This is a genomic window from Cytobacillus sp. IB215316 (assembly GCF_033963865.1).
GTDB lineage: Bacteria > Bacillota > Bacilli > Bacillales > SM2101 > Nanhaiella > Nanhaiella sioensis.
On record NZ_JAXBMC010000010.1, the window covers coordinates 70,497 to 88,924 of the forward strand.

General features: G+C 36.8%; 14 protein-coding genes. All 14 read right to left on the bottom strand.

Annotation, left to right across the window (positions count from 1 at the left end):
• Positions 1–82: 82 nt before the first annotated feature.
• The gene (locus tag SLH48_RS15455; protein WP_320258904.1) at positions 83–1,318 is read right to left on the bottom strand and encodes a pitrilysin family protein; all 1,236 of its coding nucleotides are present in this window, start codon (positions 1,316–1,318) and stop codon (positions 83–85) included.
• A gap of 86 nt (positions 1,319–1,404) precedes the next feature.
• Positions 1,405–2,364: a polysaccharide deacetylase family protein gene (locus SLH48_RS15460; protein ID WP_214482729.1), complete on the bottom strand. Its 960-nt coding sequence runs from the start codon at positions 2,362–2,364 to the stop codon at positions 1,405–1,407.
• Between the two features lie 491 nt (positions 2,365–2,855).
• Positions 2,856–4,970 carry a polyribonucleotide nucleotidyltransferase gene (pnp, locus tag SLH48_RS15465; RefSeq protein ID WP_214482728.1) on the bottom strand — a complete coding sequence of 705 codons (2,115 nt, stop codon included), beginning with the start codon at positions 4,968–4,970 and terminating at the stop codon, positions 2,856–2,858.
• Between the two features lie 115 nt (positions 4,971–5,085).
• Positions 5,086–5,355: a 30S ribosomal protein S15 gene (gene rpsO, locus SLH48_RS15470; RefSeq protein ID WP_214482727.1), complete on the bottom strand. Its 270-nt coding sequence runs from the start codon at positions 5,353–5,355 to the stop codon at positions 5,086–5,088.
• 105 nt (positions 5,356–5,460) lie between these two features.
• Positions 5,461–6,429 carry a bifunctional riboflavin kinase/FAD synthetase gene (ribF, locus tag SLH48_RS15475; RefSeq protein ID WP_320258905.1) on the bottom strand — a complete coding sequence of 323 codons (969 nt, stop codon included), beginning with the start codon at positions 6,427–6,429 and terminating at the stop codon, positions 5,461–5,463.
• Positions 6,430–6,670: 241 nt separating this feature from the next.
• Complete coding sequence (gene truB, locus SLH48_RS15480; RefSeq protein ID WP_214482725.1) at positions 6,671–7,591, bottom strand: tRNA pseudouridine(55) synthase TruB; 921 nt, start codon at positions 7,589–7,591, stop codon at positions 6,671–6,673.
• A gap of 475 nt (positions 7,592–8,066) precedes the next feature.
• Positions 8,067–8,441: a 30S ribosome-binding factor RbfA gene (gene rbfA, locus SLH48_RS15485; protein WP_214482724.1), complete on the bottom strand. Its 375-nt coding sequence runs from the start codon at positions 8,439–8,441 to the stop codon at positions 8,067–8,069.
• A 16-nt stretch (positions 8,442–8,457) separates the two neighbouring features.
• Positions 8,458–8,736: a DUF503 domain-containing protein gene (locus SLH48_RS15490; protein WP_214482723.1), complete on the bottom strand. Its 279-nt coding sequence runs from the start codon at positions 8,734–8,736 to the stop codon at positions 8,458–8,460.
• The gene (gene infB / locus SLH48_RS15495) at positions 8,736–10,901 is read right to left on the bottom strand and encodes a translation initiation factor IF-2 (protein WP_320258906.1); all 2,166 of its coding nucleotides are present in this window, start codon (positions 10,899–10,901) and stop codon (positions 8,736–8,738) included. Before infB ends, SLH48_RS15490 begins: the two co-directional genes overlap by 1 nt.
• A gap of 14 nt (positions 10,902–10,915) precedes the next feature.
• Complete coding sequence (locus SLH48_RS15500) at positions 10,916–11,215, bottom strand: YlxQ family RNA-binding protein (RefSeq protein ID WP_214482721.1); 300 nt, start codon at positions 11,213–11,215, stop codon at positions 10,916–10,918.
• Positions 11,208–11,492 (bottom strand): RNase P modulator RnpM, encoded by a 285-nt coding sequence (rnpM, locus tag SLH48_RS15505; protein ID WP_214482720.1) that lies wholly within the window; start codon positions 11,490–11,492, stop codon positions 11,208–11,210. The genes SLH48_RS15500 and rnpM overlap by 8 nt, the downstream gene beginning before the upstream one ends.
• A 28-nt stretch (positions 11,493–11,520) precedes the next feature.
• On the bottom strand, positions 11,521–12,627 hold the full coding sequence (gene nusA / locus SLH48_RS15510) for a transcription termination factor NusA (protein ID WP_320258907.1): 1,107 nt from the start codon (positions 12,625–12,627) through the stop codon (positions 11,521–11,523).
• A gap of 68 nt (positions 12,628–12,695) precedes the next feature.
• Complete coding sequence (gene rimP / locus SLH48_RS15515; RefSeq protein ID WP_214482718.1) at positions 12,696–13,169, bottom strand: ribosome maturation factor RimP; 474 nt, start codon at positions 13,167–13,169, stop codon at positions 12,696–12,698.
• A gap of 891 nt (positions 13,170–14,060) precedes the next feature.
• The gene (locus SLH48_RS15520; protein ID WP_320258908.1) at positions 14,061–18,374 is read right to left on the bottom strand and encodes a PolC-type DNA polymerase III; all 4,314 of its coding nucleotides are present in this window, start codon (positions 18,372–18,374) and stop codon (positions 14,061–14,063) included.
• Between the last annotated feature and the right edge of the window lie 54 nt (positions 18,375–18,428).

Genomic DNA, 18,428 nt, shown 5'->3' on the forward strand with positions numbered 1-18,428 from the left:
CATTGTAGGGGATAACCATAAAAAAAATGCCTACAAGTTTCTATAGGCATAAAATCGTTTGGACGATCATGTTGAAGATGGCTTATTTGCCTACCGGCAATATACCGTCAGGACTAATGAGAGCTGTGGAGAACTGTTCAGTAAAAAGTTCTCTTGCTAAACGATTGACACTCTCTTCACTAACTGAATCAATATCTAATAGTACCTCATCTAATGACCGATGACGTTTTAACAACAGTTCGTTTTTACCGTTTCTACTCATTCGACTATTGGTACTTTCAAGACTTAATGTTAAATTTCCTTTCATTTGTTCCTTATTATTTTTTAACTCTTTTGTACTAATGCCGTCATTTTTTAAGTCTAATAACGTTTCTTGCACAGTATCAAATAATGTTTCAAGCTGATGTTTTCCTGTTCCACCATATATCGTAACCATACCATTATCTTGATAAGAGGAATGATAAGAAAATATGGAATAGGCTAATCCCCTTTTTTCTCTAACCTCTTGGAATAAGCGGCTACTCATACTTCCACCTAAGATATTATTTAACACGATAAGACTATAAATATCCTTATGTCCTACAGGTAACCCGTTAAATCCCATACATAGATGAGCCTGTTCTGTTTCTTTTTTACGTACTAATTTGTCCGTATGGAAAGATGGCGTCGTTAATTCATCAACCGTTACTTCAGATTCATAAGACCCAAATTGTTGCTCAACATCTTTAATAAAGCTCTCATTAATGTTACCAGCTACTGAAATCACGACATTTTCAGGTGTATATGTATTTTTCATATAATCTCGTAAAGCTTCTCCATTGAATGTTTCAAGCGTATCTTCCGTACCCAAAATTGGATAGCCTAATGAATGCTGACCAAAGGTAGCTTTACTTAATAAATCGTGTACAATGTCGTCAGGAGTGTCTTCATACATTTTAATTTCTTCAAGCACAACGTTCTTTTCCTTCTGTAGCTCTTCCTCATCAAAGACAGAATTAAAAAACATGTCCGACAGTATATCCAATGCGTATGTTGCATGCTCATCAAGTACTTTTGCATAGTAACAAGTATATTCTTTAGACGTGAAGGCATTTACTTGTCCACCGATACTATCAAATGCTTCTGCAATCTCTTTAGCGGAACGATTAGTTGTCCCTTTAAAGAACATATGCTCTAAAAAATGTGAAATTCCATTATTCTGTTCATTTTCATTACGTGATCCAGTTTTAATCCAAATACCAATTGCAACTGAACGAACAGAAGGTATATTTTCTAACACAATTCTTGCACCATTTTGGCATGTATATTTCTTAATCAACTTCGTTCCTCCTTAGTTACTGCATTATTAACTAGTTTCTCACCTATTAAATTGTAAAAATAAGGTGTCTTTAAGCGAACGTACCTTCATCGTAAGATTCGTTCTTCACTTAGTAATGTAGTAACATCAACTATTTGTAATTTTTTTTGCTTAATTGAAAGTATTAATGTTTCAAGTGCTTGGGTTGTTGAAGAAGTTGGATGCATTAAGATCATTGCACCTTTATGTACTTTAGTCATTACGCGGTCTACTATTACATGAGGCTCTGGGCGTTGCCAATCAATTGTATCAACACTCCACATAATCGTCCCCATGTTTAGCTCAGATGCAATTTCTACAACTTCATCTCGAATGCTTCCACTAGGTGGAGCAAACAAAGTTGAGGATTTATTTGTCGTTGCCTGAATGATGTCGTTTGTCTTAACTAATTGATCGCGGATTTCATCCGAACCCATCAATCTTAAATTTGGATGTGAGTACGAATGATTTCCAACTTCAAAACCAGCGTCCACTATCATCTTTGCAAGGTCAGGGTTCTCTTTTACCCAGCGACCTTCCAGAAAAAAAGTAGCTTTTACTTTATGTTTATTTAATATTTCTAACATTGATGGGATGTACTCTGTTCCCCAAGCAACATTTATTAGGAAAGCAACCATCGGTTTATCTGGATGTCCTCTATATATTGGCGAAGGAGGTAAATCCGATAAGTGGATATTAGGCTTAACTTGTTGAAATACAAGTTTTTTCTCATCAAAATTACCCTCTTTTTTCATATTCTCATAAGAAGCCTCTATATCAACTTGTAAGCCATTATACCCAGGTGTTGCTTTCCACACTTTATGAACCTCAGCATTCTGTGCAGGAATCTTATATTGAGGAGCTTTCTCCTTTATTTCTATGTAAAGTGAATCCATTTGCTTTGCTACAGTCATTGTACTGTTTTTTAACCCTTTTACGTAACTTGTTGTAAACGGATTTTGGACTGCACCAATAGTAATAATTAATATTGTTATAAAAGCAAGAATCTGCACTGATAACTTTCTCATTAGTTTTCCCCCTTTATACTAAAAAATATGTATAATGAGGACAAGGTAGAACAACTAACATTGAAGATGTTATTCAAAATGCAGATGATGTGTTGGTCGCACGTTTAAGTCTTCTTCCTTCTATAGGGTTCTTTTAACATACATGATCACTAAAATTATTTGTCGTTCTAACAAATAAATAAGACTACAATTAGATTGTAAATGCCATCTTTTCTTCAAATCACATATAGCATCGTTTTGCTGCTGTAGGTTTGTAGCAATAAAGTTGCTAAAAGAAAGCCTTAAGAAAAACTCGGCTTCAATGCCGAGCTGTCTAAGCTATAAATAATGGAAACAAATTCTTAAAGTTTTGCTGCGTTCGCACAGCTTGTTGAACTAGAGAATACACGTAAACTCTAGCGTTTGTGACATCTTTACTATTTTTTATAATTGATAAACCTTCACCTTGCTGTCCATTTTTTGAAAATATACAACAAAGTTTACAAAAAAGCTTAAGATTTTTGTTCTTGTTCCTTTTGCTCTCGTAAAACTGCTTTTCTTGATAAGTTAACTCTTCCTTGTTTATCAATTTCTATTACTTTCACTAAAATTTCATCGCCAATTTTGACAACATCCTCTACTTTGCCAACACGTTCTTCAGCAAGTGCAGATATATGAACAAGGCCATCTTTTCCACTAAATAACTCAACAAAAGCACCAAATTTTTCAATTCTTTTCACTTTACCTAGATAAAGTTGGCCGACTTCAATTTCACGAACGATATCTTCAATAATTTTCTTCGCCTTTTGATTCATTTCTTCATCCATATGAGAAATAAAGACAGTTCCATCTTGCTCGATATCGATTTTTACCCCAGTCTCTTCAATAATTTTATTAATTTGTTTACCACTTGGGCCAATTACATCTCGTATTTTATCCGGATTAATCGACATAGTGAATATTTTTGGTGCATACTCAGATAGAACTTGGCGTGGCTCGCTAATTGTTGCAAGCATACTATTTAATATTTCTATCCGACCTTTTTTAGCCTGCAGTAATGCTTCTTCTAAAATTTCACGTGATAGACCTTCAATTTTAATATCCATTTGCAAAGCTGTTACGCCTTTTTCAGTACCAGCTACTTTGAAGTCCATGTCACCTAGATGATCTTCCATTCCTTGAATATCTGTTAATACTGTATAATGCTCATCCGATTTTACTAGTCCCATTGCAATACCAGCTACAGGTGCTTTAATTGGAACACCGGCATCCATCATAGCTAATGTACTAGCACATATACTAGCTTGTGATGTTGAACCGTTAGACTCTAACACTTCCGATACGAGCCTAATTGTATAAGGAAATTCCTTCTCAGATGGGATTACTTGTTCAAGTGCACGTTCACCTAAGGCACCGTGTCCAATTTCACGACGTCCTGGACCACGCATTGGACCCGTTTCTCCAACACTAAAAGAAGGGAAGTTATAATGATGCATAAATCTTTTCGACTCTTCAATGCCAAGCCCATCTAAAATTTGTACATCCCCTAAAGCTCCTAATGTACAAATACTCAATGCTTGGGTTTGTCCACGTGTAAATAAACCTGATCCATGAGTTCTTGGTAAAATTCCAATAGTTGATGAAAGAGGTCGTATTTCATCACCTTTACGTCCATCAGGTCTAACCTTCTCTACTGTAATGAGGCGACGAACTTCTTTTTTAACTAATTTAGCTAAAATTTCATTTACTTGCTTTAAAGTGTCTTCGCTTGCATCTTGCTCTTCATACTTTTCAATTACAGATGCTTTAACTTGGTTAATTGCTTGCTCTCTAGCTTTTTTTTCAAAGACTTGTACTGCCTTGTTAATATCTTCCTCTGCGAGTGCTCTAATTTCGTTCTCAAGTACTTCATCAACTTCATAAAGTGTTACTTCCATTTTTTCTTTACCAATTTCCTGAACAATTTGTTGTTGGAATGAAATAAGCCTTTTAATCTCTTCATGTCCAAACATAATTGCTTCAAGCATCGTTTCTTCTGGAACTTCTTCTGCACCAGCTTCAACCATGTTAACGGCATCTATTGTACCAGCGACTACTAAATGAATATCGCTTTCCTCCATTTGTGAAACCGATGGATTAATGATAAACTCACCATCAATTCTACCAACAACAACACCAGCGATAGGACCGCTAAACGGAATATCTGATACCGATAACGCCAACGAGGATCCGAACATAGCTGCTTGCTCAGATGAACAATCTTGATCCACACTCATGACCATACTTACCACTTGGACTTCATTTCTAAATCCATCAGGGAATAATGGGCGAATTGGTCTATCGATTAGTCGACTAGCTAATATCGCCTTTTCACTTGGTCTCCCTTCTCTTTTAATAAAGCCTCCTGGAATTTTCCCAACAGCATATAATCGCTCTTCATAATTGACTGTTAGAGGAAAGAAGTCAACTTTTTTAGGTTCTTTCGAAGCTGTAGCAGTACTAAGAACAACTGTATCTCCATAACGTACCAACACTGCACCATTAGCTTGTTTCGCTAATTGACCTACTTCTACGGTTAGCTTCCTACCGGCCCATTCCGTAGAAAAGATTTGCTTATCTTGTCCCATATTCATGCCCCTCTCTATTCTTTATATTGTTACTTTAGTATGAACTTTATTTTACAAGTTTTATGTATATTTTTTGCTAACAAAAAAGCGGGAATCCTCTCCCGCTTTCTGTTGATTATCGACGTAAGCCAAGTTTATTAATTAGTTCGCGGTAACGTGTAACATCTTTATTACGTAAGTAATTTAATAGGTTACGGCGTTTACCTACCATTTTTAAAAGACCTCTACGTGAATGATGATCTTTTTTGTGAACACGTAAATGATCGTTCAAATTATTAATTTCCTCAGTTAGGACAGCAATTTGAACTTCTGGAGAACCAGTATCACTTTCATGAGTCTTGTATTGACCAATTAGTTCATTTTTACGTTCTTGTGTGATAGCCATCCATTTCACCTCCTCAAAATAATCCCCAGTTACCGAGCAAACGTTGGTGAATCGTCTTGCCAAGCAACGGTTCTTTTCATAATACGTATAATAGGTTACACCTTTTTATGACAAAAAGCAAGTCTGTTCCTTATTTTTTTCAAAGTACTTGATAGCTTCTTGTTTATCCACTTCGATTTGCTGTACTAAGTCTTCAATGCTTGAAAATTTTTGCTCGTTACGAATTCTGTCATGCCATTCTATTACGACTTGTTCACCGTATATCATTTCATCGAAATGGAAGATATGAACTTCTACAGAAGGCTTCAGGTCTTCTTTCTTATTAAAAGTTGGTTTAAAACCTACATTACAAACACCCTGATACCACGTTGATTTTACTTTGATTCGAACAGCATAAACTCCTACAGCAGGATATATATGATTCTCTTCTAGTTTGACATTAGCAGTTGGAAACCCAATCGTTCTTCCTCTTTTATCCCCATCAATCACGATACCAGTTACATGATAGTTACGGCCTAAAAAGCTAGGAAGTGATTTCATATTACCGTTCTTTATCATCGTACGTATAGCTGTAGAACTAATCTTCTCATTGCCTTCTGTCAATTTATCAACTGTCGTTTGCGCGAATTGATTTCTTGAATGAAACGGCAACGTTTCCATCGTACCCTTACCTAATTTACCATAAGTGAAATCAAAGCCAGCAACAACGTGCTTAGCATGCAAATTAATAATATAATCGTCAACGAATTGCTGGGGTAATAAATTTGCAAACTCGCTCGTGAATTTCACAACATACAACATGTCTACACCCAAATTGGCAATATAGTGCTCCTTAGCTGCTTGTGTAGTAATATACTCAACATGTTTTTCTTTACTTGCTAGGACAACTGAAGGATGAGGAAAAAAAGTCATCACTGCACTTTTCATACCGAGTTGATTAGCAATTTCTTTCGCAGTTTTTATCACTTTTTGATGACCTAAGTGCACTCCATCAAAAAAGCCTAATGCCAAAACTGTTTCTGGGATTAATTCCTTTTTCATTTGATGAGGATGAGATATATTTATAACTTTCATTTATTGCTCACCTTTTCTTATTCTTACTCGTTTGTTACCTTTTTGTAGAAGGCTCTTTTCATTCGCTTTGCTGCTATCGTTCCTATATGATAGAAATGTCATTTTACGCAGCAGGAATCGTTTTAATGAAGAAAAAATCCCATGAAATCTAGCTGTATCATCGTTTATTTCTAGGTACTATTAACAACTAGCTATGAGAAGGTAGCCTTGTAGAAATAGGAAATATGATCGCACATTAAAGCTATACCGTAACTAACACTTTTTTTGGCTTCATCAAATGCATTTTTTCTGGATGTTTTATATATAATGCTAAACATTGATTAAAACGATCCACCATACAAAAAGGCACATTAACTTCTATATCTGATAGTTCTTCCGCCATAGGCAAAACTGCACCATTTTTCACTTTCTCTGCTACTTTATCATTTATTTGTAATTTCGGCAAATGAGTAAGTGCGCTTTCAATCGTTAATAATTTCTCCTCTACTTCACCATCATTGACCAACTGCTCGATTTCATCAAAAGATAAGCATTGTTGTAGTGAGAAGCTGCCCGATTCAGTTCGAATAAGGTTGGACATATGAGCCGGAAACCCTAGCAGTTCACCAATCATGACTGCTACTGTACGGACGTATGTACCTTTGCTACACGAAATTCTAAATCGAAAAGAAACTGTATCATTAGTATATAATTCCCGGTCATCTAATAAAGACAGCTCGTGGATTGTAATCGTCCTTGTTGGCCGCTCTACCTCAATGCCTTGACGGGCATACTCATATAACCTTTTGCCATTTACTTTTACTGCTGAGTACATAGGTGGAGTCTGTTCGATTTGCCCAGTTAACTGGTTAAACACTTGCAAGACTTCTTGACGACTAATCACTCGATCTACCTTTTTTTCTGCTACAACCTCCCCAGAAGCGTCTTCAGTAGTTGTGGAAAAGCCGAGTGTAACCTCGCCTTCATACACTTTATTTTCGGCTGTGAGAAACTCAACAACTTTTGTAGCTTGACCAACACATAATGGCAAAACACCAGTTACATCCGGGTCTAAAGTGCCTGTATGGCCTATTTTTTTTGTTTTTAACATCTTTCTTAATTTAAATACACAATCATGGGATGTTAATCCCTTTGGTTTATTTAGTAATAGTATTCCATTCAAACTTATCACCTCTTAACTTTAGACATGTGCTAGCTTAATGATCACCTTTCGTAAGTCCTAGAACCTTTGCTTTCATGTGAAAAAGATGACTGGAATCATACTCTGTACGTAACGCAGGGATATTATCCACATCAAGCAATGGAAGCATTTGATTTATTGGCGCTGCTAGCCATAAATGATAATGGTGAAGTGACCTCGAGGGGGTGTGTGTTGAAGCTAGTGTCCAAGACCTTTCCTACTTGCAATCAAATTCTCGTTTCTTGGTACAAAGAAAATTGCATGTTAACGATCTCTTTATTACTACTTTCGTATACTCGGTAGCTTGATTTTATAAATTTTTGCTATTGATTAGAGAAGAAAAGACGTCACTTACAATAATTATTTTCATGTCTAGCTCTAACAATTTTTGCGAAACTAGCCTGAATCAACAATCATTGCCGCAACAGTCTCTTTAAAAAAAGGATAGACTATTCGCCTATCCTCTTTCATTATCTTGCTGTTCGTTTTTATCGTCTTTGTTAATATCATGCAATATAGATTCTATTCGATACCCATAGTCAATTGACTCGTCAAATTCGAATAAAAGTTCTGGTGTTTTGCGTAATCTAATCCGCGAACCGATTTCTGAACGAATGAAGCCCTTCGCTTTCTCTAATCCCAACAACGTATTCTGTTTCTCTTCGTCATTACCAAGAACAGATATATATACTTTTGCTTGTTGTAAATCGCCTGTTACACGTACATCTGTGACAGTTACGAATCCAATACGTGGGTCCTTCATTTTTTGACCGATAATTTGGCCTAGCTCTTTTTTCATTTGTTCAGCTATTCTAGTTGATCTATGACTCATGATAATCACCTCTTTTTCAAAACCACTCATACGTTGTAATCGTTCTTTCGATTTCAGGAAACGAATCAAGCAATTTTAAAGCATGTTGAAGTTCAATTTCACTCGTTTTTTTGTTGTTCGATACAGTTACAATGGCGATCTTTGTCCGTTGCCAAACATCATGAAAATCTATTTCAGAAACTGACACATTAAATTGTTGCTTTTGTCGAGTTAAGATACGTTGTAATACTGATCGCTTTTCTTTGAGTGAAGATGCATCATAAATGATGCATTCACATTCAACATAACCAATCATTATTTACTTACTTCTTCCATCACATATGCTTCGATGATGTCGCCATCCTTAATATCATTGAACTTTTCAATCGTAATACCACATTCGTAACCTTGTGATACTTCTTTCACATCATCTTTAAATCGTTTAAGTGTGTCAATTTCACCTTCAAAAATGACAATGCCATCTCTAATAAGACGAATTCCACTATCTCTTGTCACCTTACCGTCTGTTACATAACAACCAGCAATTGTTCCTACTCTTGAAACTTTAAATGTTTGACGAACTTCGACCTGACCAACCACTTTTTCTTCAAATTCAGGGTCAAGTAATCCTTTCATCGCAGCTTCAATTTCTTCAATTACTTTATAAATAATTCTGTGTAAGCGGATATCTACATCTTCCGCTTCAGCAGTTCTTTTCGCATTAACATCAGGTCTAACGTTAAAGCCAATAACAATTGCACTTGAAGCCGATGCAAGAATAATGTCCGACTCAGATATAGCCCCAACACCTGTATGGATAATTTTAATTTTCACGCCTTCAACATCTATCTTTTGTAATGCTGCCGCTAATGCTTCTACAGAGCCTTGAACGTCTGCTTTGACAATTATATTAAGGTCTTTCATTTCCCCTTGTTTAATTTGTTCGAACAAGTCGTCCAACGTAACTTTAGTTTTTGCACTTCTCTGCTCAAGCATTTGTTTCTGTAAACGCGCTTCTCCTACTTGTCGCGCAGTTTTTTCATCTTTAAATACCATGAACTGATCTCCAGCCTGTGGAACTTCATTTAAACCTGTAAGTTCAATTGGGGTTGAAGGCTGTGCTAGTTTTACTCGGCGACCTAGATCATTGACCATTGCTCTCACACGTCCGTACGTATTACCAACAACAATAGGATCTCCGACATTTAACGTTCCATTCTGAACGAGCAAAGTGGCAACGGACCCTCTACCTTTATCTAATTGGGCCTCTATCACTGTTCCAACTGCTTTTCTTGAAGGGTTTGCTTTTAGTTCTTCGACTTCAGAAACTAACTGAATCATTTCTAACAAATTGTCTATCCCTTCACCAGTAATCGCAGACAACTGAACAAAAATAGTGTCCCCGCCCCAATCTTCAGCGACTAAGCCGTGTTCTGTAAGCTCTTGCATGACACGTTCAGGGTTTGCTGATGGCTTATCCATTTTATTTACGGCAACAATGATTGGTACCTCTGCAGCTTTTGCATGGTTAATTGCTTCAACTGTTTGTGGCATAACACCATCATCGGCTGCAACAACTAAGATCGTAATATCTGTAATTTTGGCTCCACGTGCACGCATTGTTGTAAAAGCAGCATGTCCTGGAGTATCTAGGAATGTGATTTTCTTATCATTTGCAACAATTTGATACGCACCGATATGCTGTGTAATCCCACCAGCTTCTTTTTGTGTAACTTTAGAATTTCGTATTGAATCTAACAAAGTTGTTTTACCGTGGTCAACATGTCCCATAATTGTTACAACTGGCGGACGCTCGCTCAAGTCAGCTTCTGAATCTTCCATTTCATATTTTTCAAACTCTGTCACATCAAATACGATTTCTTCTTCGACCTCAACACCATATTCATTAGCAACTAACTCAATAGCATCCTTGTCAAGGTCTTGATTGATTGTTGCCATTACTCCTAAAAGCAACAGCTTTTTAATGATTTCAGAAGGCTCTTTGTTTAATTTATTAGCAAGTTCGCCAACAGTTAAAGACCCTGTAAAAGTAATTTTTGATGGTAGTTCCTTTACCACTTTTTTTGCTGGCTGATGAGCCTGTTGATGCTGTTTATTTTTATTGTTGTTATTTTTTTTATTGTTTTTGTTCTTTTTATTTTTATTTGTTACTTTCTGACCCTGATGTTGGACTTGCAAATTTTGTTTTTTCCCTTCTCGTTGATTATTAGCCTTGTTTACAGGTGCTGAATTATTAGTGTTTACTTTTTGCTGCTCCTGTTTTGGCTTTTGTTCATTTATTTTCGATGCTTCGTTTTGCTTTGAGCTATTATAGCTATTGTCTAGCTTATCAATCATATTTTGATCGATCATAGCCATATGGTTAGACACTACAATATTTAAAGACTTAAGTTTATTAATTACCTCTTTACTGGATATGTTTTGTTTTTTTGCATATTCATAAACTCTCATTTTTCCCATATGGTCACCCCCAATTAGATTTCGAGCAATGAAATCAACTTTCGAGCAAATCCTTCATCAGTGACAGCAATGACGACACGCGCCTCTTTACCAATCGCTTGCCCAAGTGTGTATCTGTCATCAACAATGCGCAATGGTACACCATAATAATTACATTTGTCACTTATCTTTTTCGTAGTATTAGGAGAGGCATCATCAGACAATAAAATTACTTTTGCTCGATTATTACGAATTTCTTTCAGAACAAGTTCTTCTCCTGAAACAATTTTTCGCGCTCGATTCGCTAACCCTAACAAAGACATCCATTTATTCATGTGATGACTGTTTCTCCTTCTCGACAAGCTCTATTAACTGTTCATAAATAGCGTCTTCAATTTGTGCATTCAAATGCCTTGATAATTGGTTATTTTTTCTTGCAAGAAGAATAATGTCCTTATCTTTCGTTAAGTAGGCACCACGACCAGCTTTTTTACCAGTTTGGTCGACAGATACTTCACCTTCTTTGGATCGGACAATACGTATTAATTCTTTTTTTGGCCTCATTTCACCGCTAGCCACGCACTTTCTCATTGGTATTTTCTTTTGTTTCATTTTTGCACCTACCTCACTCGATTTTTCCTTATAAATCGAATGTCTCGTCATCAGGAAGCTTATCAAACAGTGGTGCATCATCAACTGGATATATTCCAAGCTGTTCAGCTTCTGATTGACTCTTAATATCTATTTTCCATCCTGTCAGCTTTGCTGCTAAACGAGCATTTTGACCCCGTTTTCCGATTGCTAAAGATAGTTGATAATCAGGAACGATCACTGTCGTTGCCTTTTCTTCTTCGCTAACGATAACTTCCAATACCTTTGAAGGACTTAATGCATTTGCTACAAATTCAATGGTATCTTCAGACCAACGGACGATATCGATTTTTTCACCCTTTAATTCATCTACAATCGCCTGTACACGTTGCCCTTTAGGGCCTACACATGCTCCAACAGGATCAACCTCAGGATTATCACAATGTACTGATATTTTTGAACGGTCGCCAGCTTCCCTTGAAACTGATTTAATTTCAACGGTCCCATCGTAAATTTCTGGTACTTCAAGCTCAAAAAGACGTTTTAAAAGACCTGGGTGTGTTCTAGAAACAAAAATTTGTGGACCCTTTGTTGTCTTTTCAACTTTTGTAACATAAACTTTGATTCGGTCATGAGGCTGAAATCTTTCATTTGGCATCTGTTCATTGACCGGTAACAACGCTTCGATTTTTCCTAATCCGACGTAAATAAACTTAGGATCAAGGCGCTGTACAATACCAGTCATGATATCATCTTCACGATCGATGAATTCAGTATAAATGACACCTCGCTCCGCTTCGCGAACACGTTGGGTTACGACTTGTTTTGCTGTTTGAGCTGCAATTCTTCCGAAATCCTTTGGTGTCACTTCTAATTCAACTACGTCACCGATTTGATAGTTTGGATTGATTTGTCTAGACTCTTCAACAGAAATTTCAAGTCTAGGATCGAACACTTCCTCAACGACATCTTTACGCGCAAATACTTTCATAGATCCAACAGCTAAATTTAGGTCTACACGCACGTTTTGAGCTTGGTTAAAATTCCTTTTGTACGCGGATATTAGAGCAGCTTCTATCGCATCAATGATGATATCCTTACTAACTCCCTTTTCCTTTTCCAGCTGTGTCAAGGCATCTAAAAGTTCACTACCCATTTACTAATAATCCCCCTCACAATGAAAACTTCCTACAACTTACGTATCCTTTTTCATTAAATTCTATTTTAGTGGAATGCAATTGCAAGTCTAGCACTGGCAACTTTATCATAAGGTATTTCAAGTACTTTTGTTCTTGTTTTAACCTTCACTGATATTGTAACAACTGTACCGTTAAAACCAGTCAACTCGCCTTCAAACTCTTTTGCTCCATCTACTGGTTCATAGGTTTTAATATATACATTTTTACCTATTGAATTAACGAAATCCTTTTCTTTTTTCAGTGGTCTTTCGGCACCTGGAGATGATACTTCTAGAAAGTAATTATGTTGAATCGGATCAATTTCATCTAATTGTTCTCCAAGTTTTTCACTAACGATACCGCATTCTTCTATATCAATTCCGTTCTCTGAATCAATAAAAACTCTAAGGAACCAGTTTTGTCCTTCTTTCACATATTCAATATCCACTAATTCTAACTGCATTTCTGATAAAATAGGTATCACTAATTCTTCAACAATTTGTGTTACCTTCTTACTCATTTTCTTCCTCCTAACTTGAGAACCAAAGCCTTAGCTTTACATAAAGCAAAATTCATGTAACTTGATTAATCCATACAAGCACTTTAGTTACATCACCAAAAGGTACTTTTCAGGTACCTTACCGCTTGAGATATGCACACCACTTGTGCTACACATATAGATGACAAGCATATGTCAAGATAAGCCAGCTAGATGATTGATCTTTCATCTTTTCCATGGCATGACTTATGACCAAAGCTGATACCAAATTATTTGATCAATTACCTAAGTACAAGTCGACAGCTATTGGGCTGTTTACTCAATGTTTGTTGTTAATCTCAAAAAATTAGCTCGTCACTTATCTTCTATTGAGAAACGATGACAGTCATAATTCCTCTTTCAACTGTTTTATTTTTTGAGACAATTGCAACAAAATATACGAAAAGAGCCTAAACTTAACGTGACACTACAAAAAATTCCCATTTACTACAAACGAAAGAGTGGGTTTCCCCACTCTTTTCTTTGCCGTTTATGATAGTATCTCCATAAAAACTATATCATAATCACCATATTAATGCAAATACTTTAGAAAAGCGGAGGTGCCTCGGTCATCCCCGACAAGCGCTGGAGGCATATCACTTGAAGGCACTTTTTGCCTTCGATTGATATGGCGAAGCGACCTCGAGGGGATAGGCACTGCAGCTAGACCGTAGAAAAGCGGAAGTGCCTCGATCATTCCCGACAAGCGCTGGAGGCATATCACTTGAAGGCGCTTTTTGCCTTCGATTGATATGGCGAAGCACCCCCTCCAGGGGATAGGCAATGTAGCTTGAAAAATTCATAAACTATAGTGCCTCTCTCGCCTTTTCGTATTTGGACATAATAACTACAAAGTTTACGAAAATAGCCTTTTTAAAATAGTGATAATTGATTTTTATCAGGTAAGGATTCTAAACAGCCGTGGTTGTCTAAGTACTCAAGAATAGTTTTTGAAATCTTTCCACGCTTTTGTAAATCCTCTTTTGAGAGGAATTCACCTTCTTTTCGTGACTTCACAATATTAATCGCAGCGTTAGTTCCCAAACCAGGTATAGAATTAAATGGTGGAATGAGCGTATTTCCGTCGATAATAAATTCATTCGCACTTGATTTGTATAAGTCTACCTTCTTGAAGGAAAAACCACGTTCACACATTTCCATAGATATTTCTAATACAGTGAGTAAATTTTTCTCCTTTGTACTAGCTTCTAACCCTTTATCATTTATCTCTTCAATTTTGGCTCGAATTGCATTCGACCCTCTCACCATTGCTTCTATATCAAAGTCTTCCGCGCGTACAGTAAAATATGCTGCGTAGTAGAGGAGAGGATGGTGAACTTTAAAGTAAGCTATTCTAACAGCCATTAATACATACGCAGTTGCATGGGCTTTTGGGAACATGTATTTTATCTTAAGACAAGAATCTATATACCAATCAGGCACCTCATTCTTTTTCATTTCTTGCATGAATTCATCTGTTAACCCTTTCCCTTTACGAACAGACTCCATTATTTTAAATGCAAGTGAAGGTTCCAGTCCCTTGTATATTAAGTAGACCATAATATCATCTCGACAACCGATCACTTCACTCAATGTACAAATCTTATTATGGATTAACTCTTGTGCATTACCAAGCCATACATCTGTCCCATGTGAAAGACCAGATATTTGCACGAGCTCAGAAAAGGTTGTTGGCTTAGTATCTTCTAGCATTTGCCTAACAAATCTTGTTCCAAACTCAGGAATACCGAGTGTTCCTGTTTTACACATAATCTGTTCCTCAGTGACACCTAATGTCTCTGTTCCACTAAATATTTTCATTACCTCTGGGTCATCTGTAGGTATCGTCTTAGGGTCAATCCCACTTAAATCTTGTAGCATCCGAATGACTGTTGGATCATCATGACCGAGTATATCTAACTTCAGTAGATTGTCATGGATTGAGTGGAAATCAAAATGAGTCGTTTTCCACTCAGAGCTTGAATCATCAGCAGGATATTGAATTGGTGAAAAGTCATAAATATCCATATAATCTGGTACAACAATAATACCACCTGGATGTTGTCCAGTAGTACGCTTCACCCCTGTGCACCCAGATACTAATCGATCAATCTCCGCTCCCCTTAGATGCAAATTGTGATCATTCGTATATCCTCTTACGAAGCCATATGCAGTTTTTTCTGCAACAGTACCGATTGTACCAGCGCGATAAACATTATCTTCTCCAAATAAAACTTTCGTGTAATCATGAGCAATTGGCTGGTATTCACCCGAGAAATTCAAATCTATATCAGGTACTTTATCTCCTTTGAATCCTAAAAACGTCTCAAAAGGAATATCGTGCCCGTCTTTATTATAGTTAGCGCCACACTGAGGGCAATCTTTGTCAGGTAAATCATAACCTGAACCAACTGATCCATCATTAAAAAATTCCGAGTGTTTACATTCAGGACAAACATAATGAGGAGGTAAAGGGTTTACCTCAGTTATTTCAGTCATTGTTGCTACAAAGGAAGATCCAACTGATCCACGAGAGCCGACAAGATAGCCATCATCTAATGACTTTTTCACTAATTTATGAGAGATTAAATAAATAACTGCAAAACCATGACCAATGATGCTTTTTAATTCTTTCTCCAGTCGTTTTTCTACAATTTCTGGTAACTCATTGCCATAAATATCACGGGCTTGATTATAACTCATTGCTCTGACTTCTTCATCAGCCCCATCAATTTTTGGTGTGTACAAATCATCTCTAATAGGTTTAATTTCATCAATTTGATCAGCAATGTTTACCGTGTTTGTAACAACAATCTCCTTAGCCCGTTCTTTACCTAGGAATGCCATTGCTTCTAGCATATCATCAGTAGTTCTAAAATGTGCATCAGGTAGTTTGTGTCGATTTAACGGGTTTGCACCACCTTGAGAACCGATTAGAATTCTGCGATAAATCTTATCTTCTGGATCCAGATGGTGGACATTACCTGTAGCAACAGTAGGAATGGCTAATTTCTCACTTAAATCAACGATTTTTGTAATAATATCTTTTATTGCATCTTCATTTCTAACGAGTTCAAGCTCAATTAAATGCTTATATAAATCAGGTGGAAAAACTTCTAAGTAGTCATAAAACTGTGCTATGCTCTCGACCTCTTCTGGAGATTTTTGCATCATTCCTTCAAAAACTTCTCCTCGATCGCAAGCAGAACCGACGATGATTCCTTCACGGTATTTTTGCAATAGTGACCTAGGAACGCGCGGTACACGGAAAAAATATTGCAGATGGGAAAGTGATACGATCTTAAAAAGATTTTTAAGTCCAATATCGTTTTGTGCTATTATAGTCGCATGAAATGGACGCGATCGTTTATATGAATCATTCCTAGCCATCTTATGATTAAGCTCATTATGGTTTTCTATATCTTTATCATGAGCATCTTTTAACAATTTAGCTAAAAGGTATCCAGTGGCTTCAGCATCGTAAATAGCACGGTGATGTTGCGTTAGTTCTATGTCAAACTTTTTACATAACGTATTCAACCGATGGTTTTTTAGTTCTGGATATAATGCACGTGCTAATTCTAGAGTGTCTATTACTGGGTTTTTGGCTTTATCATAGTCAACTTTTTTATATCCTACATTTAAAAAACCCATATCAAAGCTTGCGTTGTGAGCAACTAAAATATCATCTTCCACCCAATCATGAAATTGCTTTATGACAACATCAATATCAGGTGCGTCTTTAACCATATCATCAGTAATACCTGTCAATTCAATCGTAGTTGCTGATAATGGATGGTGTGGGTTGACAAATGCTTCAAAGCGATCAATGATTTCTCCATCCTTCATCTTTACGGCTGCCAGCTCTATAATTAAATCGTAAACAGCAGACAAGCCCGTTGTTTCTACGTCAAATACAACATAAGTATCATCTGATAGTAGTCTATCCTGTTCATTGTATGCTATAGGAACCCCGTCATCTACCAAGTTCACTTCTAAGCCATATAGTATTTTCACCCCATGCTTTTTACCTGCAGAGAAAGCCTCTGGGAAAGACTGTGCGATTGCATGATCAGTAACTGCTATTGCCTTATGACCCCATTTTTTTGCTTGCTCAACTAATTTAGTAACAGAGGTTACGGCATCCATTTGACTCATCGGCGTATGCAGATGTAGTTCCACACGTTTCTCATCAGCTGGTTCGTTATCAAGTCGCTCTTGACCCCTGATTTCATTAATATCATTCGCAATCATGACTAAATCACGGACAAAAGTGTCGTTTTGAACGCTACCTCTCACTCGAACCCACATGCCTTTTTGCACCGCTTGTAAAAGAGAAACATCCTCTTTATCTCGAGAAAACATTTTCACTAAAATAGAGCTCGTATAATCAGTTACTTTAAATGTTAACAATGTTCGACCACTACGGAGCTCTTTCGTTTCAGCATGAAAAATATATCCCTGAATGGCTATTCTCCGCTCTTCGTCTTCTATTTGTTCAATCCTGCGAATATCCTCATCGTCTTTAATCGTATAACCTATTGTTAGCGGCCCTTTTCTTTCTACATGTTCATTATTTTGATCCTCTTTCTTTTGCATTTCTGCAATGGCTGTCATGACTTTTTGTTGATCTTCTTGTTGCTTTTGTTCAACAAATTTTTCATATTCTTTTTCCGAGTAGTTCACTTCAGTTTCTAGCTGTAGGTATGGGAACCCAAATTGTTGATACACTTCCCCAATATCTTTAGCAAATTTTCTCTTTAAAGCAACAGCTTCGGTATCATTTCGAACTTTGACAATTGCATTTATTCCATTCAAGTGAGGAGTCTGGTCATGTAGTAGGTTCAGCAAGGGCGATTGAATACCTTCAAATTCTAGTAAACAAACCGGCCAATAGGCCTGAAAGTCCTCTTCTGTGAACTGCTTGTCCCGAGCTAATATTGAAAAAGTTACATTTGCTATGTGAGCAAAGGATTTTTGCAAGGCTAGGCTAAAGGAATTATAGATGTCTATCGGTAGGATGGTTGCTAATTGAAATAGAAAATGCCAAGACTTCTTTTCTTTATCGATAATAAGCTTTATTATTCCTGCTTGATGAAAATGCTTAACAAATACATCTTCTGTACAATTAATCTGTTGGAGCAGGAGTTGAAACCGTTCTTTTTGCTCTTGTGATAATTGTTCCATTCTATCCCCCTCCTATCTACCATATAGAAAACTCGGCACAAGCCGAGTTTTCTA